The sequence below is a fragment of the Stenotrophomonas sp. YJH_SMC_4 genome (assembly GCF_059371575.1).
The window spans coordinates 56530-79248 of the sequence record NZ_JCAFUR010000011.1 but is presented as its reverse complement, the minus strand read 5'-3'; the positions used below and the strand labels follow the sequence as shown (position 1 = coordinate 79248).

Annotated in this window: 20 protein-coding genes, 1 other RNA gene and 1 pseudogene; 17 read left to right on the top strand and 5 right to left on the bottom strand. The window is 67.0% G+C overall.

The annotated features are described in order from the left end of the window. Positions 1–45: 45 nt before the first annotated feature. Both AC5P9F_RS15345 and AC5P9F_RS15340 read right to left on the bottom strand, forming a co-directional pair. Positions 46–915, bottom strand: coding sequence for a nucleotidyl transferase AbiEii/AbiGii toxin family protein (locus tag AC5P9F_RS15345; RefSeq protein WP_157803285.1), 870 nt, complete (start codon positions 913–915; stop codon positions 46–48). Beyond that, entirely contained in the window at positions 912–1514 is a 603-nt protein-coding gene (locus AC5P9F_RS15340; RefSeq protein WP_032966430.1) for a type IV toxin-antitoxin system AbiEi family antitoxin domain-containing protein, read from the bottom strand. The genes AC5P9F_RS15345 and AC5P9F_RS15340 overlap by 4 nt, the downstream gene beginning before the upstream one ends. Before the next feature lie 253 nt (positions 1515–1767). Here AC5P9F_RS15340 and rnpB point away from each other — a divergent pair. Further along, an RNA gene (gene rnpB / locus AC5P9F_RS15335) (RNase P RNA component class A) lies at positions 1768–2119 on the top strand. Positions 2120–2264: 145 nt separating this feature from the next. Here rnpB and AC5P9F_RS15330 read toward each other — a convergent pair. Next, the gene (locus tag AC5P9F_RS15330; RefSeq protein WP_100438877.1) at positions 2265–2744 is read right to left on the bottom strand and encodes a DM13 domain-containing protein; all 480 of its coding nucleotides are present in this window, start codon (positions 2742–2744) and stop codon (positions 2265–2267) included. A 317-nt stretch (positions 2745–3061) separates the two neighbouring features. Then, on the bottom strand, positions 3062–3814 hold the full coding sequence (locus tag AC5P9F_RS15325) for an NRDE family protein (protein WP_274850047.1): 753 nt from the start codon (positions 3812–3814) through the stop codon (positions 3062–3064). A 323-nt stretch (positions 3815–4137) separates the two neighbouring features. Here AC5P9F_RS15325 and mraZ point away from each other — a divergent pair, with 323 nt between their 5' ends. The 15 genes and pseudogenes from mraZ to lpxC all read left to right on the top strand — a co-directional run bounded on the left by mraZ (position 4138) and on the right by lpxC (position 20968). Further along, on the top strand, positions 4138–4584 hold the full coding sequence (gene mraZ / locus AC5P9F_RS15320; protein ID WP_004143635.1) for a division/cell wall cluster transcriptional repressor MraZ: 447 nt from the start codon (positions 4138–4140) through the stop codon (positions 4582–4584). 14 nt (positions 4585–4598) lie between these two features. After that, complete coding sequence (gene rsmH / locus AC5P9F_RS15315; protein WP_012479154.1) at positions 4599–5567, top strand: 16S rRNA (cytosine(1402)-N(4))-methyltransferase RsmH; 969 nt, start codon at positions 4599–4601, stop codon at positions 5565–5567. Further along, positions 5564–5827, top strand: a complete 264-nt coding sequence (gene ftsL / locus AC5P9F_RS15310) for a cell division protein FtsL (protein WP_005408074.1) — start codon at positions 5564–5566, stop codon at positions 5825–5827. The genes rsmH and ftsL overlap by 4 nt, the downstream gene beginning before the upstream one ends. Then, the gene (locus AC5P9F_RS15305; RefSeq protein ID WP_049451412.1) at positions 5824–7668 is read left to right on the top strand and encodes a peptidoglycan D,D-transpeptidase FtsI family protein; all 1845 of its coding nucleotides are present in this window, start codon (positions 5824–5826) and stop codon (positions 7666–7668) included. Before ftsL ends, AC5P9F_RS15305 begins: the two co-directional genes overlap by 4 nt. Continuing rightward, complete coding sequence (locus AC5P9F_RS15300; protein ID WP_065183601.1) at positions 7665–9173, top strand: UDP-N-acetylmuramoyl-L-alanyl-D-glutamate--2,6-diaminopimelate ligase; 1509 nt, start codon at positions 7665–7667, stop codon at positions 9171–9173. The genes AC5P9F_RS15305 and AC5P9F_RS15300 overlap by 4 nt, the downstream gene beginning before the upstream one ends. After that, a complete protein-coding gene (locus AC5P9F_RS15295; RefSeq protein WP_005408077.1) occupies positions 9170–10564 on the top strand; it encodes a UDP-N-acetylmuramoyl-tripeptide--D-alanyl-D-alanine ligase in 1395 nt (464 codons plus the stop codon). Before AC5P9F_RS15300 ends, AC5P9F_RS15295 begins: the two co-directional genes overlap by 4 nt. Beyond that, entirely contained in the window at positions 10554–11639 is a 1086-nt protein-coding gene (mraY, locus tag AC5P9F_RS15290) for a phospho-N-acetylmuramoyl-pentapeptide-transferase (protein ID WP_004154219.1), read from the top strand. The genes AC5P9F_RS15295 and mraY overlap by 11 nt, the downstream gene beginning before the upstream one ends. 1 nt (position 11640) lies before the next feature. After that, on the top strand, positions 11641–12960 hold the full coding sequence (ftsW, locus tag AC5P9F_RS15285) for a putative lipid II flippase FtsW (RefSeq protein ID WP_005408078.1): 1320 nt from the start codon (positions 11641–11643) through the stop codon (positions 12958–12960). After that, on the top strand, positions 12957–14045 hold the full coding sequence (gene murG, locus AC5P9F_RS15280) for an undecaprenyldiphospho-muramoylpentapeptide beta-N-acetylglucosaminyltransferase (protein WP_111188856.1): 1089 nt from the start codon (positions 12957–12959) through the stop codon (positions 14043–14045). The genes ftsW and murG overlap by 4 nt, the downstream gene beginning before the upstream one ends. A 40-nt stretch (positions 14046–14085) precedes the next feature. Then, on the top strand, positions 14086–15522 hold the full coding sequence (murC, locus tag AC5P9F_RS15275) for a UDP-N-acetylmuramate--L-alanine ligase (RefSeq protein ID WP_005408080.1): 1437 nt from the start codon (positions 14086–14088) through the stop codon (positions 15520–15522). After that, positions 15519–16481, top strand: a complete 963-nt coding sequence (locus AC5P9F_RS15270; protein WP_111188855.1) for a D-alanine--D-alanine ligase — start codon at positions 15519–15521, stop codon at positions 16479–16481. Before murC ends, AC5P9F_RS15270 begins: the two co-directional genes overlap by 4 nt. Further along, positions 16478–17155, top strand: a pseudogene (locus AC5P9F_RS15265) (cell division protein FtsQ/DivIB); the annotation flags it as partial. The gene AC5P9F_RS15270 and the pseudogene AC5P9F_RS15265, both read left to right, overlap by 4 nt. A gap of 68 nt (positions 17156–17223) precedes the next feature. After that, positions 17224–18459, top strand: a complete 1236-nt coding sequence (gene ftsA, locus AC5P9F_RS15260) for a cell division protein FtsA (RefSeq protein WP_005408083.1) — start codon at positions 17224–17226, stop codon at positions 18457–18459. A gap of 169 nt (positions 18460–18628) precedes the next feature. Continuing rightward, positions 18629–19864, top strand: a complete 1236-nt coding sequence (gene ftsZ / locus AC5P9F_RS15255) for a cell division protein FtsZ (RefSeq protein ID WP_154329238.1) — start codon at positions 18629–18631, stop codon at positions 19862–19864. Between the two features lie 192 nt (positions 19865–20056). Next, on the top strand, positions 20057–20968 hold the full coding sequence (gene lpxC / locus AC5P9F_RS15250) for a UDP-3-O-acyl-N-acetylglucosamine deacetylase (protein WP_005408085.1): 912 nt from the start codon (positions 20057–20059) through the stop codon (positions 20966–20968). Between the two features lie 282 nt (positions 20969–21250). Here the strand turns inward: lpxC and AC5P9F_RS15245 are convergent, their stop codons facing one another. Beyond that, positions 21251–21700: a DciA family protein gene (locus tag AC5P9F_RS15245; protein ID WP_162292030.1), complete on the bottom strand. Its 450-nt coding sequence runs from the start codon at positions 21698–21700 to the stop codon at positions 21251–21253. A gap of 12 nt (positions 21701–21712) precedes the next feature. Here AC5P9F_RS15245 and AC5P9F_RS15240 point away from each other — a divergent pair, with 12 nt between their 5' ends. Continuing rightward, positions 21713–22669 carry a M23 family metallopeptidase gene (locus AC5P9F_RS15240; RefSeq protein WP_005408087.1) on the top strand — a complete coding sequence of 319 codons (957 nt, stop codon included), beginning with the start codon at positions 21713–21715 and terminating at the stop codon, positions 22667–22669. Positions 22670–22719 lie beyond the last annotated feature (50 nt).

Genomic DNA, 22719 nt, shown 5'->3' with positions numbered 1-22719 from the left:
GCTGCACCTACCCGGGCGGAACCGATGGCGCCAGGCCCTGCGACGTCAGGACTGTACGGTTGTGTCGAGGGTGTCCAGATAGTCGGCAATCTCGGCAATCACCGAAGAGAGATCCGGCGCGATCAGGCGATTCCTGCGCAGGAAGGCGCGCCACTGGGTCTGCTTCTGGGTATCTGCGGCGAACGACTGAGTCAGTCCGTAGGGCAAGGGGGGCGGCGCCGGGGTCCTTCGCCGATCAAACGTCGCGCCAATGGCCGCAACAAGGTGTGGACGATCCATGGCGTCTTCGCGGACCAGTGCCAGCAAGTCGAAGAAGTCCTTCATCCTGCTGTTTGCGATGCCCAGTGCCGCAATGGCCTCCAGCTTTTCGGCAAACACGGTCTCGCGCGGATAGACGTGCAGGCAGGGGAGAGGAAAGCCATCCAGCATCACCGGGTAGGCGATTTCCGGCGGTGGGGGAGTCACCGCATCGCCAAACCCCACGTCCCACTGTACGTGGCAGCGCGAGCGGCCAAGATGTGCGGTCAGGCGGATTCGCAACCCCTCATACTCCGCTTCTTCGCGGGTGGCCTCGATGGCGATGCTGCCCGGGTCGAAGCATAGGCCGTCGTCGTCCGGTATTGCACAGAGCGACCGTGCGATGTGCAGCAGATGGTCGGGATCTGCAGAGCCGAATCGCAGAAAATCGGCATCCCGCGTGGGACGGTGGGGGGCGTCGAACCACACTGCAAACAACATGGCGCCCTTCAGCAGGAACTGGTCGCGGTATCGGGAAGCGGAGAGTCGGTAGAGCAGGCGCTCAACGGCGAACCGGTCCAGCACGAACTGAAAGTCCTCGCCTCGGCTGCGAGCGAGATCGAGCAGCCGTTGCCGGATGGAAGCAACGCGCTGGGGGAGTGGTGGAGAGTGGGTCACGCCAGGGCATCGAGGTACGGTCTCATCAGTCTGGCAACGCGGCAGATCCGCGCATACTCCATCAGCGCATCCGGCGTGGTCGCACGGCTGTGAAGCGCGTCACGCAGGGCTTCAATTGCGACATCAAGTCCTACGAGATTGCGGAACTTGAAGCAATCGACGACGGTTTTGGCTACATTGCTGACGTATATGAGACGTTTGCCTACGCGACGCTCTTCCAGCCCCGCGTTGAGGGTCTTTGCCGACATGCGGACCACTCGGAGGGGCGGCCAATCGATCCGCGGAACGCGGTCGCTGTTGCCGATGGAGACCCAGCGTTCGAATGGCGCCTGGGTGGTCAGGCCATGCAGGCGCAGGGCACTCAACAGGCACAGACGGGGGTGCGGCAGGCGTTCGGCAATGATCCGCAGTCCATCATCGGTGTCGTCACTGTTTCTTTCCGCCAACGCGTAGACGCCACGAGACAGCCGGATCAGCGCACCGGCCTCGACCAGTCGGGTCAGCTGGGCGCGGGCGATCCCGGCGGTCACCAGCTCGCGGGCGCGCAGGGTGCCTGCGCGTCGCAACAGCTTTCGTGCGTTGGCCTCGGCGTTTCCCATGACGGCATTGTTCCATAACGTCGGGTGTTTTTAATATCAACCGACAAAAAGGAACATTGTCGGCTACGAAGCGTGAATGGTGCGGACCAAGGTCCGCACCCACCAGAGCGGAATCCGCATCCACCGGAGCGGTATGAGTTTCGCCGGGCCCTGTCCGGCGAATCGGTAGATCCACGTCATGCGTGGATGGATGAACCGGATGCCGCGATCAGCACGGCAGGAAGGGCGTGCGTAGGCTAGAATGTGCGCTGGCGGAGCCGGCCAGACAGTCGCGTCATCCCTTCGGGGGTGCCGAGGAAAGTCCGGGCTCCATAGGGCAAGGTGCCAGGTAACGCCTGGGCGGCGCAAGCCGACGGAAAGTGCAACAGAAAGACACCGCCTACGTCTTCTTCGGAAGGCCGGTAAGGGTGAAATGGTGCGGTAAGAGCGCACCGCGAGTCTGGCAACAGACCGGCACGGCAAACCCCACCTGGAGCAAGACCAAATAGGGATCCTTTGGCGCGGCCCGCGTTGGATCCGGGTAGGTTGCTTGAGCGTTGCGGTGACGTAACGCCTAGAGGAATGACTGTCCACGACAGAACCCGGCTTATCGGCCGGCTCCGCCTCTTTCTTCTGTCTTCTACATGCGTGTTTCCATATGCGTGAACCGCGCATCGGTAGTGCCGGCCGCTGGCCGGCAGCTTCACGCTGCCAGCAGCGGCGGACAGAATACCGGCCAGCGGCCGGCACTACCTCGACGTCGCGCGGTCCTCAACCCGGCGTACGGTATTGCCCGGCGGAGATGAACTGCTCGAACCGTTCACACCACACCACCACGGTGGTGTAGTCGTCCACGTCCACGTTCGCAGGCACCTCCACCAGGAAGCGGTTGAAGGTCTTCACCTCGCCGATGCGCTGGGCCTGCGCCTTGATCTTCAGGAAATCGGCCTTGTTGTCGACAAAGTCGCGGACCAGGTAGACCTTGTAGTCCGGCCCCGGCCCCATCTTGCCTTCGAAGGCCACCTGGCGCGCGCTGACGCTGACCTTGCCTTCGGCCCAGTGCACCGCGTCGCTGCCCTTGAGGTCACGGCGGAACGTGGTGTGATGAGTGGCGTCGCTCATGGCAGCCTGCACCTGTGCCACCGGCGGATCATCAGGAGCGATCAGGATCGGGAGGAAGTACACGCCCAGGCCGAAGCCGAGGCCGAGGGTGAGCAGGTGGGTGGCGAGCAGGATGAGGGTACGGCGCATGGGGCCTCCATGTGGATGTGGATCGCGCGGCATGGCGCCGGGCATGACCACCTTGGGAGGTTGCGGGCGGCATTTATAGACACAGTGCGAGACGCAAAAAGGGCACAGTGGGACGACCGCAGCGGCGCAGGCCCTGTGGCGCGGGCGAGAAGCCGCTGCGCCGGGAAGCTGAATGACGCCGTTGGCAGTCCTGGAGCGGGTAGTGCCGGCCGCTGGCCGGCAGCTGCGTGGCCTGCCCGAAGATCCGGAGGTTGCCGGCCAGCGGCCGGCACTACCCTGCTGGAAAGAGATGCCGGCCGGCGGCCGGCACGAGCCGGTCAGAAAATGACGTGACTCTGCCCGTTGGCTGCACCCTGCGGGCCGAAGCGGCGCTCGTGGATCTCGCCGTGGCCACCGGCGTCGATCAGCAGCACGGTGCTGGCGCGGGTGCCGTAATCGTCGCCGCGGATGAAGGCCGGGCTCAGCCAGCGCTCGCGTTCCAGGCCGATGCCGGTGTCGGGCAGGTCGCTGTCGGCGGGGCGATGTTCGTCGGCCAGCGCGGCCCAGAGCGGGGCCAGGTCCTCATCGCCGGCCTGCAGCCACGCAGACAGCGCGTCCATCAGCCGTCGGGTCTTCGGCCAGGGCGCGTCTAGCGCGCCGTTGGACATGCCATGCACGCCCGGGCCCAGGCTCTGGCGCTCGGCGGGGTGGTTGCCGAGGTACTCCAGGCTGTCGCCATCGGCCAGCAGCAGGTTGAAGGGTGCATACGCGCCCGCCACGGTGGCCAGCCGGTCGATATGCACGGCGGCGGAGTCGCGGCCGCGCAGGAAGTCGGCCACCAGTGCACCCCGGGACGGGCCGGTCTGTGCGGCCAGCGGATCACGGACATTGGTGACCACGGCCGTGCGGCCGCCGGCGCCGACGCCGGCCCAGCCACCGCCGGAGCGCAGGTCGCGCCCTCCGATGACGGAGGTCTCATCCTGCCAGGGGGCCAGCGCCGCGGTCGGGCGGGCGTGGAACTCATCACGGTTGCCGGTCATCACCAGCCGCCAGCGCGGGTGGTGCATCCAGCCAAGAGCGAGCAGGCACATGGCCTCATTGTGCATCGTTTGCGCAGTCCGGCGGCGTTTCCGGCCGGTTCCGGATGAATGCGCGGGCAATGTTTCACGCCTTGTCCACAGCCCTGAACTTCCGTTCAATCTCAAAAATTGAGACGGATCAGCAACTTGTGGATAAGCCTTGAACAATTCTCTAAAGGTTGTTGCAAGCCATTGATGCGGCTGGCGATTTCCCCGCTGAAAAGTTGTTGACAACCCTTCGGCCGCTGCTAAGGTGGGCATCAGAGGGAAATCCGGGTGTTTTGTGGGTTTTCGTGGTTCAATGTTTCACCGGGCGAAGGATAGGTGCACGCGTCGTGTTCCAGGGCGAGACGGCCATCACAGTTGACGATAAAGGGCGCATGGCGGTTCCCACCGCTTACCGCGACCTCGTCGCGCGCGCCAGCAACAACCGTCTCGTGCTGACCTACAACCCGTTCGAAGCCGGCTGCCTGTGGCTGTATGCAGAGTCGGAATGGGAGCGGGTCCGCGACGACGTCATGTCCAAGCCCAACACCCAGCGCGTCGTGCGCCTGTTGCAGCAGAAGCTGGTCGGCTCGGCCGCCCATCTGGAACTGGACGGCAACGGTCGCATCAGCATCCCCGCCAGCCACCGCGGTGCGGTGGGCATTGAGAAGAAGGCGGTATTGCTCGGTATGGGCGACAAGTTCGAATTGTGGAGCGAGCAGGCGCATCGGGCCCTGATCCAGCAGACGTTGTCTGACGAGGATCTGGGTGATGGGTTGCTCGACCTGAAGTTGTGAGCCGGGGTGCCCGGATGCGCCCAGAAGCGCAGACCGGTCACCTTCCGGTGTCGCAGTCGCCGGCGGTGCACCTGCCGGTCCTGTACACCCAGGTCCTTGAAGGCCTGAGGGTGATCGAAAACGGACGTTATCTGGATGGCACGTTCGGTCGTGGCGGTCATGCACGTGGCGTGCTCACCCAGCTCGGTCCCGAGGGGCGCCTGCTGGTCATGGACAAGGATCCGGAAGCCATCGCCGTTGCCGAGCGCGATTTCGCGCCGGACCCGCGCGTGTCCATCTTCCGTGGCAGCTTCGCCCAGCTGCTGCAGTGGGATGCGACGGCCGAAGGCCTGGACGGCGTGCTGTTCGACCTGGGCGTGTCGTCGCCGCAGCTGGACGTGGCCGAACGTGGCTTCAGCTTCGGCAAGGACGGCCCGCTGGACATGCGCATGGACCCGGACAGCGGTGAAAGCGCCGCGCAGTGGATCAACCGCGTGGAAGAGCGCGAAATTGCCGACGTGCTGTGGACCTATGGCGAAGAACGCCAGAGCCGCCGCATCGCCCGTGCCATCGTGGCCCGCCGTGAGAAGCAGCCCTTCTCCCGCACCGCCGAACTGGCCGAGCTGATCGCCTCGGTGATGCCGCGTGGGAAAGACAAGATCCACCCGGCCACGCGCAGCTTCCAGGCCATCCGCATCCACATCAACCGCGAGCTGGCCGATCTGGAAGCCGGGCTCGATGCGGCCGTGGAACGGCTCAAGCCCGGTGGCCGGCTGGCGGTGATCAGCTTCCATTCGCTGGAAGACCGCATCGTCAAGCAGTACATGAACCGCCTGGCCAAGGCGCCGCCGGCCAACCGCCGCCTGCCTGAGGCGGTGGCGTTCGTGCCGACGCTGGACCTGATCGGCGGTGCCATCAAGGCGACCGACGAGGAACTGGCCGCCAACCCGCGTGCGCGCAGCGCCGTGCTGCGCGTGGCGCAGAAGCGGGAGGCCGACGCATGAGCCGGCTGCTGCTGATCATCCTGTTGGCCTCGACCGTGGCCTCGGCGATCGGCGTCGTGTTCGTGCGTCACCGTCACCGGCAGACGTTCATCGAGCTGTCGCGCGCCGAACGCAAGCGCGATGACATCAACCTCGAATTCGGCCGCCTGCAGCTGGAGCAGGCGACCCTGGCCGAAGCCAACCGTGTCGATCGCATCGCCCGCGAAAAGCTCGGCATGAAGTTCCCCGAAGCCGGGGACATCGTGGTGGTGCGGCCATGAGCAAGACTGGCCGCAACCGCCCGCGCAACGCCTTCAACCTGCGCCAGCGCCTGCGCTGGGTCGCGCTGGCGCTCGGCCTGTGTTCGGTGTCGCTGGTCGGCCGCGCCGCCTACGTGCAGATCATCAACAGCGACTTCTACCAGCGCCAGGGCGAGGCCCGCTACCTGCGCGAGCTGCCGATCAAGACCTCGCGCGGCATGATCACCGACCGCAACGGCGAGCCGCTGGCGGTGTCCACGCCGGTCGCCTCGATCTGGGTCAACCCGCAGGACCTGCTGCGTTCGCCCGAGCGCATCCCGGAGCTGGCCCAGGCGGTCGGCATGTCGGTGGACGAGCTGAGCAGCCGCCTGTCGCAGAAGTCGGACAAGGAATTCATGTACCTGCGTCGCCGGATCAATCCGGACGAGGCAGAGAAGGTGGTCGCGCTGAAGATTCCGGGCGTGGCCGCGCAGCGCGAGTTCCGCCGCTTCTACCCGCAGGGTGAGGCGATGGCGCACGTGCTGGGCTTCACCAACATCGACGACCGCGGCCAGGAAGGCCTGGAGCTGGCGTTCGACGAATGGCTGCGCGGCAAGGCCGGCGCGAAGCGGGTGATCCGCAACCGCAAGGGCGAGACCGTCGAGAGCGATCTGCTGCGCGCCGCCGAGCCGGGCAAGGACCTGACCCTCAGCATCGATCGCCGCATCCAGTACCTGGCGTTCAAGGAACTGCGCAACGCGCTGGTGGCCAACAAGGCAGCGGGCGGTTCGATGGTGATCATGGACGTGACCACCGGCGAGATCCTGGCCATGGTCAACCTGCCGACCTACAACCCGAATTCGCTGACCGGCGCGCTGCCCGATGCGCGCCGCAACCGTGCGGTGACCGATCTGGTCGAGCCGGGTTCGACGATGAAGCCGTTGACCATCGCTACCGCGCTGCAGGCCGGTGCGGTGACCAAGGACACCATCATCGACACCAATCCGGGCTACATGACCCTGGGTCGCTTCACCATCCGTGACGTGCCGCGCAACAACGGCGTGCTGAACGTGACCGGCGTGATCACCCGCAGTTCGAACGTGGGTGCGGCCAAGGTCGCGGCGAAGATGCCGGACCAGGTGTTCTACGACGGCGTGCGCCGCTTTGGTTATGGCTCGGTACCGCACAGCGGTTTCCCCGGTGAATCCGGCGGCGTGGTGCTGCGCCCGGCGCGCTGGTCGGGTACCACCAAGACCACGATGTCCTACGGCTACGGCCTGAACGTGACGCCGCTGCAGATCGCTACCGCCTATTCGGCACTGGCCAACGGCGGTCGTCTGATCGCGCCGACCTTCGTCAAGGGCCAGCGCAATGAAGGCCAGCAGATCATCGACGAAAACGTCGCCAGGCAGGTGGTGGCGATGATGGAAACCGTGGTCACCCAGGGCGGCGCCAAGCAGGCGGCGGTGCTGGGCTACCGCGTGGCCGGCAAGACCGGTACCGCGCGCAAGGCCGGTCCGGGTGGTTACGAGCGGGGTCATTACAACGCGCTGTTCGCCGGCGTGGTGCCCGCCACCAACCCGCGCTTCGCCACCGTCATCGTCATCAACGATCCGCAGGCCGGCAAGTTCTACGGCGGCCTGGTGTCGGCGCCGGTCTATCACAACGTGATGGAAGGCACCCTGCGCCTGATGGACGTGCCATTGGACGACCTGCAGTCGTGGCTGGCCGCACAGCAGTCCGGCAAGGTCGGCCACTCGGCCTCGATCCTGCCTGCGCCTCCGGCCGAGACCGCGCTGCCGGTGGATGCCGCCGCTGAATTCGATGCTGCGCTGCCGAGCGCGCACGCCCAGACGCCGCCCACTACGGGAGGCACGCAATGAGTCCTTCGATGTTGCTTTCGCAGTTGCTTCCGGACGTTGCCCTTGCAGGGCACGACCCCGTTCTGACCGGCCTGGTGCTGGACAGCCGCGCCGTGCGTCCCGGCAATGCCTTCGTCGCCATCGCCGGTTTCGGCGCGCATGGCCTGGGCTTTGTCGAGCAGGCCCGCGCCGCCGGTGCCAGCGTCATCCTGTTTGAACCGCCGGCGCCCGCCGAACTGCCGGCACCGGCCGATGCGATCGCTGTGCAGGGTCTGCGCGCACGCATGGGTGCGATGGCCGACCAGTTCCATGGCGCGCCGTCGCGGGCGATGGCGATGGTCGGTGTCACCGGCACCAACGGCAAGACCTCCACCGTGCAGCTGCTGGCCCAGGCCTGGCACCTGCTCGGTATGCCCAGTGGCAGTATCGGCACGCTGGGCGCCGGACTTTATGGTGCGGTCGAACCGACCGGCTTCACCACGCCGCTGGTGCTGCAGATGCATGCGCTGCTGGCGCAGCTGCGCGACGCCGGTGCGCGCGCGGTGGCGATGGAAGTCAGCTCGCATGCGCTGGACCAGGGTCGCGTGGATGCCGTGCACTACGACGTGGCGGTGTTCACCAATCTCACCCGCGACCATCTGGACTACCACGGCGACATGGCCAGCTACGGCGCGGCCAAGGCGCGGCTGTTCCACCGTCCGGGCCTGAAGGCCGCGGTGATCAATCTGGACGACGCGTTCGGCCGCCAGCTGTTCGCCGGCCTGCCGGCGGGCGTGCAGCCGATCGGCCTGAGCTCGCGCGGTGCCACCGACGCCAGCGTGCGCGCCGAGGCGCTGCAGCTGGATGGCCGTGGCATTGCCTTCGAACTGGTCATCGACGGCCAGCGCGCGGCGGTGCAGTCGCCGCTGCTGGGCCGCTTCAACGTGGACAACCTGCTGGCGGTGGCCGGCACCCTGCACGCGCAGGGCCAGCCGCTGCCGCGCATCGCCGAAGTACTGTCGGCGCTGCAGCCGATCCGTGGCCGCATGAACCGCCTGGGCGGCGAAGGCGGCCTGCCGACCGTGGTGGTCGACTACGCACACACCCCGGATGCGCTGGAACAGGCGCTGGACAGCCTGCATGGTCACCTGCAGGGCACGCTGTTCTGCGTGTTCGGTTGCGGCGGCGAGCGTGATACCGGCAAGCGCCCGCAGATGGCCGCCATCGCCGAGCGTCTGGCCAACCAGGTCATCGTCACCGACGACAACCCGCGTGGCGAGGATGGCGACGTGATCGTGGCCGACATCCTGGCCGGCTTCACCGATGCCTCCGTCGTGACCGTGCAGCGTAGCCGCGCCCGTGCGATCGGCCTGGCGGTGAAGCGTGCCGGTGCCGGTGACATCATCCTGATCGCTGGCAAGGGCCACGAGCCGTACCAGGAAGTGAATGGCGTGCGCCATGACTTCGACGACACCGAAGTGGCCGCCGCTGCACTGGCGGCCAAGGCCGGTGTACTAGAGGCGCAGGCCGGGGAGGGCACCGCATGAAGCGCACCCTGCTTTCGCTGATCGCACACTGGGCCGGCGGTGAGATCCACGGCGACGACGTGGCCATCGATGCGGTCAGCAATGACACCCGCAGCCTCGGCCCGGGCAGCCTGTATGTGGCGCTGCGCGGCGAGCGTTTCGACGGCCATGACTTTGCCGCCGACGCGCAGGCGCGCGGTGCCAGCGCACTGCTGGTCGAGCGCCTGCTGCCGATCGAACTGCCACAGGTGCTGGTGGCCGACAGCGAACTGGCACTGGCGAAGATCGCCACCGGCATGCAGCGCGACCGCGGCACCGAGGTGTTCGCGATCACCGGCAGCAACGGCAAGACCAGCGTGAAGAGCCTGCTGCTGTCGATCCTGCAGCAGGTGGCACAGCACGCCCACAAGGTGGTCTACGCCAACCCGGGCAACCGCAACAACGAGATCGGCCTGCCGCTGGCGGTGATCGATGCGCCGGAAGATGCCGACTACGCCGTCTACGAGATGGGCGCCGGCAAGCCGGGCGATATCGCCTATCTGACCGACATCGCCCGCCCGCGCTATGCGCTGGTCAACAACATTGCCCCGGCGCACCTGGAACGCATGGGCAGCCTGCTCGGCGTGGCGGTGACCAAGGGCGCGATCTATGCAGCGCTGCCGGCCGATGGCGTGGCGGTGATCAATGTGGACGATGCCTACGGCCGCTGGTTCGAACAGCACTTCGTCGGCACCCCGCCGCGTTGCCGCGTGCTGCGCTACGGCCTGGAACATACCGCCGAGGTGACCGCGCGCGACATCCGCGCCGGCGCGCAGGGCAGCCAGTTCACCCTGGTCGCACCGAGCGGCGAAGCCCGCGTGGTGCTCGGCCTGCCGGGGCGCCACAACGTCAGCAATGCGCTGGCCGCCGCCAGCCTGGCGCTGGCCGCCGGTGTCGACCTGGCGCTGATCGCGACCGGCCTGGCCGAAGCGCAGCCGGTGCCGGGCCGCCAGATTGCCCATCAGCTGCGCAATGGCGCGGTGCTGGTGGACGACAGCTACAACGCCAACCCCGGTTCGCTGGCTGCGGCCATCGACGCCCTGGCCGCCGCGCCGGAAGAGGGCTGGCTGGTGCTGGGCGACATGCGCGAGCTGGGTCCGGACGGCGAGGCCCTGCATGCGCAGGCCGGCATCCGTGCACGCGCCGCCGGCCTGAAGCGGCTGTATGCACTGGGTCCGCTCAGTGCCGCCGCTGCGGCCGCCTTCGGTGAAGGTGGACGCCATTTCGATACCCATGGTGCGCTGTCACAGGCGCTGCAGGACGAGTTGCACGCTGGTGTGCGCTGCCTGGTCAAGGGTTCCCGTGGCAGTGCCATGGACCTGATCGTCAAAGCGCTGCTGGCGCAAGGAGAGGAATCCCCGCATGTTGTATGAACTGGCTCGATGGTTGCAGCAGTTGGAGAGCCTGTTCGGGCTGTTCAACTACCAGACGTTCCGCGCCATCCTTGCCGCGCTGACGGCCCTGTTCCTGTCGCTGTGGCTTGGCCCGGCGATGATCCGCAAGCTTGCCCAGTTCAAGGGCGGCCAGCCGATCCGCAAGGACGGTCCGCAGACCCATTTCTCCAAGGCCGGCACGCCGACCATGGGCGGTTCGCTGATCCTGCTCACCATCACCCTGTCGGTGCTGATGTGGGCCGACCTGCGCAACCGCTACGTGTGGCTGGTGCTGGCGGTGATGCTGTGCTTCGGCGCCATCGGCTGGTATGACGACTGGATCAAGATCGTCCGCCGCGACCCGAACGGCCTGAAGTCGCGCTGGAAATACCTGCTGCAGTCGATCTTCGGACTGGCTGCTGGCCTGTTCCTGTTCTACACGGCCGACGTGCCGGCGGCGCTGACCTTCTACATCCCGATGTTCAAGTCGGTGGCGTTGCCGCTGGCCGGCATCGGCTTCGTGGCCATCGCCTACTTCTGGATCGTCGGCTTCTCCAACGCGGTGAACCTGACCGACGGCCTGGACGGCCTGGCCATCATGCCCACCGTGCTGGTGGCCTGCGCGCTGGGCGTGTTCGCGTATGCCTCGGGCAACGTGGTGTTCGCCAACTACCTGCAGATTCCGCAGATTCCAGGCGCCGGCGAGCTGGTCATCATCTGCGCGGCCATCGCCGGTGCGGGCCTCGGCTTCCTGTGGTTCAACACCTATCCGGCCATGGTCTTCATGGGCGACATCGGCGCGCTGGCGCTGGGCGCGGTGCTGGGCACGATCGCGGTGATCACCCGCCAGGAACTGGTGCTGGTGATCATGGGCGGCGTATTCGTCATCGAAACACTGTCGGTGATGATCCAGGTGGCCTCGTTCAAGCTGACCGGCAAGCGCGTGTTCCGCATGGCGCCGATCCACCACCATTTCGAACTGAAGGGCTGGCCCGAGCCGCGCGTGATCGTGCGCTTCTGGATCATCTCCGTCGTGCTCGTGCTGATCGGCCTGGCCACGTTGAAGGTGCGCTGAGATGAACGACCTGTCCCGCCAGGCAACACGCCTTGAAGCCATCGAAGGCAGCTACGACAAGTGGCTGCTGGGCGCGATCATCGCGCTCACCGGCGTGGGCGTAGTGATGGTGGCGTCCAGCTCGATCGCCTTGATGAGCAGTCCGTTCTACTACCTCAACCGCCACCTGATCTTCCTGGCGGTGGGTATCGTGCTGGCGGTCATCGCCGCCCGCACTGAACTGAAGTCCATCGAGCAGTACAACCAGATGCTGCTGCTGGGCTGCTTCGTGCTGCTGCTGGCGGTGTTCGCACCGGGCCTGGGCAGCACGGTCAACGGTGCGCGCCGCTGGATCAACCTGGGCATCTCCAAGTTCCAGACGGTCGAAGCGGTGAAAGTGCTCTACATCGTCTGGCTGTCCAGCTACCTGGTGCGTTTCCGCGACGAGGTCAACGCGACCTGGCCGGCGATGCTCAAGCCGCTGGGCGTGGCCGGGGCGCTGGTGGTGCTGCTGCTGCTGCAGCCGGACTTCGGCTCGTCCACCCTGCTGCTGGCGATCACCGCCGGCATGCTGGTGCTGGGCGGGGTGAACATGCCGCGCATGTCGATGCCGGTGATCATCGGCCTGGTCGGCATGAGCGCACTGGCGATCATCGAGCCGTACCGCATGCGCCGCATCACGTCCTTCCTGGACCCATGGGCCGACCAGCAGGGCGACGGCTACCAGCTGTCCAACGCGCTGATGGCGGTGGGCCGTGGCGAGTGGACCGGCGTCGGCCTGGGCAACTCGGTGCAGAAGCTGTACTACCTGCCCGAAGCGCATACCGACTTCATCTTCTCGGTCACCGCCGAGGAATTCGGCTTCCTGGGCACCTGCGTGATCGTGGCCCTGTACGCGCTGCTGGTCGGCCGGACCTTCTGGCTGGGCATGCGCTGCGTGGAGATGAAGCGGCACTTCTCCGGCTACATCGCCTTCGGCATCGGCCTGTGGATCAGCATGCAGACCTTCGTTTCGATCGGCGTGAACCTGGGCATCCTGCCGACCAAGGGCCTGACCCTGCCGCTGATCTCTTCCGGCGGCTCGTCGGTGCTGATGACCTGCGTGGCGATGGGCCTGCTGCTGCGCGTGTCCTATGAACTCAAGCGCGCCGAGCGCCGCCAGGCCGTGCGCATCGGCGGCACCGAAGACGCCGCTGCCGAGCCGAGCGACGAGCCGGCCGCGCCGGTGGCCGCCAGCGTACCGATGAGCGCCGAGCCGGTGGCTGCCGCTGCAGCGAACGCTGCGCGTGGCACCAGCCGCCTGCAGTCGCGCATCGAACCGACCTTCGGGAGGCTGTCATGAGCACAGCCACCGACAACGTGCGCCCGGTGATGATCCTGGCCGGTGGTACCGGCGGTCACATCTTCCCCGGCCTGGCCGTGGCCCGCGTGCTGCGCGCGCGCGGCGTGCCGGTCACCTGGATGGGCGCCGACGGTGCGATGGAAACCCGTCTGGTGCCGCAGCACGACATTCCGATCGACACGCTGGCCATCACCGGCCTGCGCGGCAAGGGCAAGCTGGCCCTGCTGGGCGCGCCGTGGCGGCTGATGCGCGCGTTGCGCGCGGCCGGCATGATCATCCGAAAGCGCCAGCCGCGTGCGGTGGTGGCCTTCGGTGGATTCGCCTCCGGTCCCGGCGGCATGGCCACGCGCCTGCATGGCCTGCCGCTGATCGTGCATGAGCAGAACCGCGCACCGGGCCTGACCAATCGCATCCTGTCGCGCTATGCACGCCGTCTGCTGACCGGGTTCCCGGGCACCTTCGCCAAGGGCGAGGAGTTTGTCGGCAACCCGGTGCGTGCGGAGATCGCCGCCATCGCACCGCCGGAACAGCGCTTCGCCGACCGCCAGGGTCCGCTGCGCGTGCTGGTGGTGGGCGGCAGCCAGGGTGCACGCGCGCTCAATACCGGCGTGCCGCAGGCGATCGCTGCGCTCGGTGCCGGGGTTCCGGTGCAGGTGCGCCACCAGAGCGGCGAGAAGATGCATGCCGAAGCGGTCGAGGCGTATGCCAAGGCCGGCGTGCAGGCGGAGATCACCCCGTTCATCGCCGACATGGCCGAGGCGTTTGCCTGGGCCGATCTGGTCGTATGCCGCTCCGGCGCGTCCACGCTGGCCGAGCTGTGCGCGGTCGGTGTCGGCAGTGTGCTGGTGCCATTCCCCGCTGCCGTCGACGATCACCAGACCCGCAATGCGGAGTACCTGGTCGAGCGCGGCGCGGCGGTTTTGCTGAAGCAGGACGGAACGCTGGCCGACGGCATTGCCGCACTGCTGCGCGATCTGTCCGAAAATCCCGCCCGCCGCATGCAGATGGCGCAAGCCGCGCGTGCCCTGGCCAAGGTCGATGCCGCCGAGCGCATCGCCGATATCATTCTCGAGGAAGCTGTATGAAGAAGGCATGCCACCGCGCCTGCCCTGCGCGAGGCCGCGCATGATCCGCCGCCTGCACGACACCAACGACCTGGTGCGCGCGTTCCCGCGCGTGCATTTCGTCGGCATCGGCGGCACCGGCATGAGCGGTATCGCCGAAGTGATGCTGACGCTGGGCTATGAAGTGTCCGGCTCGGACAACGCCGACAACGTGGCGACCCGCCGCCTGGCCAGCCTGGGTGCGCGCATCATGCGCGGCCACTCGGCGGCCAACGTGCTGGGCACCGACTGCGTGGTGGTCTCCAGCGCCATCCGCGAAGACAACCCGGAACTGATGGAAGCGCGCAGCCAGCGCATTCCGATCATGCCGCGTGCGGCCATGCTGGCCGAGCTGATGCGCTTCCGTCGCGGCATCGCCGTGGCCGGTACCCATGGCAAGACCACCACCACCAGCCTCACCGCTGCGGTGCTGAGCGAAGGCGGCCTGGACCCGACGTTCGTGATCGGTGGCCAGCTGCTGGCCGCCGGCGCCAACGCCAAGCTGGGCGGTGGCCAGTGGCTGGTGGCCGAGGCTGACGAAAGCGATGGCAGCTTCCTGCGCCTGAACCCGCTGATGTCGATCATCACGAACATCGATGCCGATCATCTGGAGAACTACGGCAACGACTTTGCCCGCGTGCAGGCGGCGTTTGCCGAGTTCCTGCAGCGCCTGCCGTTCTATGGCCTGGCGGTGCTGTGCATCGACGACCCGGAAGTGGCTGCGCTGGCCGCCAGGACCCCGCGCCACGTGATGAGCTACGGCATGAGCCCGCAGGCCGATGTGCGCGCCGAGAACGTGGTGCAGGAAGGGTCGCGCATGCGCTTCACCCTGCGCCTGCCGCAGGGCACCAGCCAGGAAGTGGTACTGGCACTGCCGGGCAGGCACAACGTACTCAACGCACTGGCCGCCGCCGCAGTGGGCTGGCAGCTGGGCGTGGCCCCGGACGCCATCGCGCGTGCGCTGGAAGGCTTCGCCGGTGTCGGCCGTCGCTTCAACGATCTGGGCGAAGTGACCACCGCCAGTGGCGCCAAGGTGCGCATCATCGATGACTACGGTCATCACCCGAGCGAGCTGGAAGCCGTGTTCGCCGCCGCCCGTGGTGGCTGGGCCGACAAGCGCCTGGTGGTGGCCTTCCAGCCGCACCGCTACAGCCGAACCCGCGACCAGTTCGACAAGTTCGCCGCAGTGCTGTCCAGCGTCGATGCGCTGGTGCTGAGCGAGGTCTACCCGGCTGGCGAGGAACCGATTGCCGGTGCCGACTCGCATGCGCTGGCCCGCGCCATCCGCGCGCGCGGCCGCAGCGAACCGGTGGTGGTTGGCAAGGCCGCCGAGCTGGCCAGCGTGCTGCCGGACGTGCTGCAGGACGGTGACCTGCTGCTGATGATGGGGGCGGGCGACATCGGCGCCGTGGCTACCCACATCGCGGTGGAAGGCTTCAAGGGGGAGGGCGAGGCGTGAGCGCGCTGACCTTCCCGCCGCTGCGCGTGAGCGACCCGGCTGTATTCGGTCGCGTCGCCGTGCTGCTCGGCGGCACTTCCAGCGAACGCGAGGTGTCGCTGGATTCCGGCCGCAACGTACTGGAAGCACTGCAGTCGCGCGGTGTCGATGCGTTCGCGGTGGACGGCATTCCGGCGCTGGCCAAGGCGCTGGCTGCCGGCGGCATCGACCGTGTGTTCAACATCCTGCACGGCCACAACGGTGGTGGTGAGGACGGCATCGTGCAGGGCCTGATGGACGCCTTCGGCGTGCCGTACACCGGCTCGGACGTGCTGGGCTCTGCGCTGAGCATGGACAAGATCCGTACCAAGCAGGTGTGGTTGTCGCTGGGCCTGCCGACCCCGCAATACCGCAAGGTCGACGCATCGAACGTGCATGCACTGGCGGCCGAGCTGGGCCTGCCGGTGGTGGTGAAGCCGGCCAACGAAGGCTCCAGCGTGGGCATCAGCCGGGTCACCGACGACGCCGGCCTGGATGAGGCCGTGGCCCTGGCTGCGCGCTACGACGGCCAGCTGCTCATGGAGCAGATGGTGGTCGGCGACGAACTGACCGTGGCCATTCTCGGCGACGTCGCGCTGCCGTCGATCCGCATCGTGCCCAAGGGCCAGTGGTACGACTACAACGCCAAGTACATCGCCGAGGACACCCAGTACCTGTGCCCGGGCCTGGACGGTGGCGACGAAGAGGAAATCCGCCGCATCGCGCTGGCCGCGTTCCGCGCTGCTGGCTGCCGTGGCTGGGGCCGCGTGGACGTGATGCGCGACCGCAGCAGCGGCCGCTTCTTCCTGCTGGAAGTGAACACCGCGCCGGGCATGACCAGCCATTCGCTGGTGCCCAAGGCCGCAGGCCAGGCCGGCATCAGCTTCGAAGAGCTGGTGTGGCGTGTGCTGGAACAGACCCTGGAGGCCTCGCACGCATGAACGCGGTGCTGCGCATCTTCGTCTGGCTGTTGGCGCTGTCGGTGGTTGCACTGCCGGTGGTGGCCGTGGTCAATGGCTGGGTCGGCGCCGAGCGCTGGCCGCTGGCGAAGCTGCGCGTGCATGGCGAGTTCAAGCGGGTACCGGCCGAACAGCTGCAGCAGGTGCTGCTGCCGTATGCGCGCGCCGGGTTCTTCGCGGTCAAGCTGCAGGATGCCCAGGACGCACTGGAAAAGCTGCCGTGGGTGGAAAGCGCACGGGTACGCAAGCAGTGGCCGGACGTGCTGGAAGTAACCCTGGTCGAGCACAAGCCGTTCGCGCGCTGGGGCAACGACCGCCTGGTTTCCGAGCAGGGCAAGCTGTTCCCCACGCCGAAGAAGCTGGCCGACCTTGCGCTGCCCGAACTGGATGGCCCGGACAGCCAGACCGAGGAAGTGATGAAGCTGTACAGCGACTCGCGTGCATTGTTCGCACCGGCCGGCGTCGATGTGCGCCGGGTGACGATGGATGCACGCGGCAGCTGGTCGCTGGTGCTGAGCAACGGCACCGAAGTGGTGGTCGGCCGCGACGACGCGCGCTCGCGCATGCAGCGCTTCGTCAAGGTACTGCCGCAGCTCAACCGTCAGGACGCGCCGATCGAGCGCGCCGACCTCCGTTACACCAATGGTTTCACGCTGAGCTGGGGTACCCCGGCCACGCCGGCGAAAGCGCCGGCGACCCCGGCCAGAAGCACGCAGGAAAGGACATGAATCGCAAGGGTGACAAATCGCTGATCGTTGGCCTGGACATCGGCACCTCCAAGGTGGTGGCGCTGGTGGGCGAGTATTCGCCGGGCAACCCGATCGAAGTGATCGGCATCGGCTCGCACGAGTCGCGCGGTTTGAAGCGCGGCGTGGTGGTGGACATCGAATCGACCGTGCAGTCGATCCAGCGCGCGGTGGAAGAAGCCGAGCTGATGGCCGGCTGCGAGATCCGATCGGTGTACGCCTCGATCTCCGGAAACCACGTGCAGTGCAAGAACTCGCCGGGCATCGTGCCGATCCGCGACGGGGAAGTGACCTGGGGCGACCTGGATCGCGTGCTCGATGCGGCCAAGGCGGTGGCGATTCCGGCCGACCAGAAGATCCTGCACGCGATCCCGCGCGAGTACGTGCTGGACGATTCGCAGGAAGGCATCCGCAACCCGGTCGGCATGACCGGCGTGCGCCTGGAGGTGCATGCGCACCTGGTGGTGTGCGCACAGTCGGCCGCGGCCAACATCAGCAAGTGCGTGCAGCGCTGCGGCCTGCAGGTGGATGACCTGGTGCTGTCCTCGCTGGCCTCCAGCGTTGCGGTGCTGACCGCCGACGAACGCGAGCTGGGCGTGGTGCTGGTCGACATGGGCGCCGGCACCACCGACATCGCGGTGTTCGTGCAGGGCGCGATCTGCCACACGGCTTCGCTGCCGATCGCCGGCGACCACGTCACCAATGACATCGCGCACATGCTGCGCACGCCCACCCCGGAAGCCGAGCAGATCAAGGTGCGCTACGCCTGCGCCCTGGCCCAGCTGGCCACCGCCGAGGAAAGCATCCAGGTGCCGTCGGTGGGCGACCGTCCGCCGCGCCGCATGCCGCGTCATTCGCTGGCGCAGGCGGTGCAGGGCCGTTACGAGGAAATCTTCGAGATGGTGCAGGCCGAACTGCGCCGCTCCGGCTTCGAGGAACTGGTGCGCGCCGGCATGGTGCTGACCGGTGGTGCCTCGAAGATGGAAGGCGTGGTCGAGCTGGCCGAGGAAATGCTGCAGATGCCGGTGCGCGTGGGCATCCCGCAGCACGTTACCGGCCTGGGCGAAGTGGTGGGCAACCCCGTGCATGCCACCGGCGTGGGCCTGCTGCTGATGGGCAGCCAGATCGAGCACCCGCGGCGGCCGTCGCTACCGACCGGGCGCGCCGGAAGCATGTTCAAGAAACTCAAGACCTGGTTCCGCGGCGAGTTCTGACGCGGAACCCGTAACACCGGGGTCACCCCGGCGCAGCACCTGCAGTACCCGCATCACAACGCAGCAACGCAATACACAACCCACACAGCCGCAACGGCAACATGACACGCGAAGGCAGGAGGCCCGACCGTCCATGCCACCGACAAGCGGATACAACGAGGACACGGACATGGCGCATTTTGAACTGATCGAAAAGATGGCACCCAATGCGGTGATCAAGGTGGTTGGCGTGGGCGGCGGCGGCGGCAATGCCGTGGCGCACATGGTCAACTCGGCGGTGGACGGCGTGGAGTTCATCACCGCCAACACCGACTCGCAGGCCATCAAGAATTGCGGTGCCAAGCTGCAGCTGCAGCTGGGTACCAACGTGACCAAGGGCCTGGGCGCAGGCGCGAACCCGGAAGTCGGCCGCCAGGCCGCGCTGGAAGACCGTGAGCGCATCATGGACGCCCTGCAGGGCGCGGACATGGTGTTCATCACCGCCGGCATGGGCGGCGGCACCGGCACCGGCGCTGCACCGGTGGTGGCGCAGCTGGCCAAGGAGATGGGCATCCTGACCGTGGCCGTGGTCACCAAGCCGTTCCCGTTCGAAGGCCGTCGCCGCATGCAGGTGGCGCTGAAGGGCATCGAGGAACTGAGCCAGCACTGCGACTCGCTGATCACCATCCCGAACGAGAAGCTGATCACCGTGCTGGGCCGCAATGCGACCATGATCCAGGCATTCCGCGCCGCCAACGACGTGCTGCAGGGCGCCGTGCAGGGCATCGCCGACCTGATCGTGCGTCCGGGCCTGATCAACGTCGACTTCGCCGACGTGCGCACCGTCATGTCCGAAATGGGCCTGGCGATGATGGGTACCGGCACTGCCCGTGGCGATGACCGCGCCCAGGCCGCTGCCGAATCGGCCATCCAGAACCCGCTGCTGGACGACGTGAACCTGGCCGGTGCCAACGGCATCCTGGTCAACATCACCGCCGGTGCTGACTTCACCATGGCCGAGTTCGACGAGATCGGCCGCACCATCGACGGCTTCGCTTCGGAAGACGCCACCGTGGTGGTCGGCACCGTGCTCGACCCGGACATGCAGGACGAAGTGCGCGTGACCGTGGTTGCCACCGGCCTGAACCGCGTGTCGACCAGCAAGGCCCAGCGTCCGGGCGAGCGCGCGCCGATCAAGCTGGTCCGCAACGCCACCACCGGCCAGCCGGAGTTCGGCGACTTCGACAACGGCGGCGACGCCGTGTCCAAGGCCGTCGGCGGCATGGGCCTGGGCCTGCGTCGCGCCAGCAGCGATACCGCGGCGGCTTCGGCCCCGTCGGCGCCGTCCTCTTCGGCCCCGGCCGCGGCAGAACTGCCGAACGATTACCTGGACATCCCGGCGTTCCTGCGCCGCCAGGCGGACTGAGCGGGCCGGCCCGGGGTTGTCCTCCCCGGGTGGCGCCACCATGTCCTGAAAACGCGGGCGCCGGGCCAGGATGGGCCCGGCCGCCCTGCTTCATGTGCGTCCCATTGGCGCGCCGGTGTGTCCTGCCTGCCTTTCAGCCGGGGTAGGGGACCGTGCGTGTTAATCTAATGTGTCACTTCCGGTCCATCCCCCATGATCCAGCAACGCACCCTCAAGAACACGATCCGCGCCACCGGCGTTGGCCTGCACAGCGGCGACAAGGTCTACATGACCCTGCGCCCGGCACCGGTCAACCATGGCATCGTGTTCCGCCGCGTGGACCTGGACCCGGTGGTGGAAGTGCCGGCCAAGGCCGAGCTGGTCACCGAAGTGACCCTGTGCACCGGCCTGACCTGCAACGACGCCAAGATCCAGACCGTCGAACACCTGATGTCGGCGCTGGCCGGCCTGGGCGTGGACAACATCATTGTCGAACTGTCCTCGGCCGAGCTGCCGATCATGGACGGTTCGGCCGGCCCGTTCGTGTTCCTGCTGCAGTCGGCGGGCATCGTGGAACAGGATGCGCCCAAGCGCTTCATCCGCGTGCTGAAGACCGTGGAAGTGACCGAAGGCGACAAGGTGGCCCGCTTCAGCCCGTACGAGGGCTACAAGCTGGGCTTCACCATCCAGTTCGACCACCCGATGATTCCGGCCAAGCAGTCGCGCCAGGAAATCGAGTTCTCGACGCTGGCCTACACCAAGGAAATCTCCCGCGCGCGCACCTTCGGCTTCATGCGCGACCTGGAATACATGCGCGAGCGCAACCTGGGCCTGGGCGGTTCGATGGACAACGCCATCGTGCTGGACGAGTTCCGCGTGCTCAACGAAGACGGCCTGCGCTATGCCGACGAATTCGTGCGCCACAAGATCCTCGATGCGATCGGCGACCTCTACCTGGCCGGTGGCCAGGTGCTGGGTGCCTACGAAGGCTTCAAGTCCGGCCACGCCCTCAACAACAAGCTGGTGCGGGCGCTGATGGCCGACGCCACTGCCTGGGAATGGGTCAGTTTCGACTCGCCGGCGACGCCGGATCCGGTGGAATATGCCACTCCGGCCTACGCCTGATTTCTGTAGGTTGTTGAATTAAAAGACAAAAACGCCGCCTTCCAGGGCGGCGTTGTCGTTTCAGGGGTGTTCGGCGCATTCAGCATGCTTGACACGCGTCAAGGCCGGTTCGAGGTCACGGTTTTGTGAACCTGTTGGATCGGAAGCCTGAATTTAACGCGATTTTAACAACAATCTAACGACAGGCCCCCGGATGGCAGCTAGGATGCGACCCGGCCCCCGAAATGTTTCACGCCGTGGTGACACGCGCGACGGGGAGCGGAGCCGGATGCTCCGTTGTCGTCAGGACTGCTTCTTCGGCTTCGAGGGAACGTCCTGCAGGCAAGCCAAGGCGTCGCGTAGCCCTTTGTGCGTGGCGGCTGAAACTGCGTGGGGTCCATTCCGGTTGTCGAGCGCTGGGGAGCGCGTGGGAGTGGGAGACGCAGTCTTGATGGTCACCCTGGTGGCCTTCAGCCCGATGGAACGGGCCGCGTCGAGCAACTGGGCTTCGGCAAGCCGCAACTTGGCATGCCAGACCGGGGACTCGACGAGAAAAACGAGGTGTTCCCCGTCCACATTGGCCAGCCGGCAACGGCTGCGCAGAGGTGGCGGCAACTGGGGGCGCAACTGACGGTCCAGCGCGTCGAGCCACAAGGCACGCCGCAGCGGGTTCCCGCTTTTGTCCGCCATCACCGCATCCAGCGCCGGCTTCGGCACTGACGCGGGGCGAACGCTGGATTTCGGCTCAGACATGAAAACTCACTGATGGCATTCAAAAAGATCGTAATCAAAACGCGTGAAGGACAGGCCAAGTCGTCGCCGATCGCGCGTTTGCGGTTCTATTTCGAGGACCGCCCCCGCGCCCTGCTGGGCAGCGTGCTCGGGGTAGGCTGCATTATCGGCCTTGCTGGCGGCATTGGCGCCAGCGCGCTGAATGATTCCCGGCTGCAGGCCAAGGTCGAGCGCCAGGATGCGGAACTGGCCAAGGTCAAGCGCGATGCGCAGACCCAGGTCAACGCGCTGGCGGCACGCCTCGGCGAGCTGCAGGCGCAGGCTACCCGCCTGAACGCCCTTGGCGAACGGCTGACCCAGATGGGCAAGCTGGAAGACGGCGAGTTCGACTTCAACGAGACCCCTGGCCTCGGTGACGGCGATGCCGGCGGCCCGACCAGCGACATCCCGGTCAAGGACGTCAACGCCGACTTACAGGTGCTGGAGCAGCGTTTCGCTGCTTCAGGCCGCCAGTTGTCGGTGATGGAATCGCTGATGTTCGACCACCAGCTGCAGCAGAACGCCGTGCCGTCGCGCATGCCGATCCGCAACAGCTACGTGACCTCCGGCTTCGGCACCCGTGCCGACCCGTTCGGCCGCGGTGCCGCGACCCACAAGGGCATGGACTTCCACGCCAAGGTCGGTGACCCGGTGATGGCCGTGGCCGAAGGCGTGGTCAGCTTCGCCGGCGTGAAGGGCGGCTACGGCAACGTGGTCGATGTCGACCACGGTAATGGCTACGTCACCCGCTACGCGCACAATTCGCGCCTGGTGGTGAAGGCCGGTGACCTGGTCCGTGCCGGGCAGGAAGTGGCCAAGGCCGGTTCCACCGGACGTTCGACCGGCGCCCACGTGCACTTCGAGGTGTGGGAGAACGGCAACGTGGTCAACCCGCGCAAGTTCCTCGGCGACGGCGGCAACACGCCGGTCGGCCGCATCAGCCGCGGCTGATGCCCGGGTCGGATCCCTTCCGCGCCGCGGTAGGGCTCTGACCCGATGCG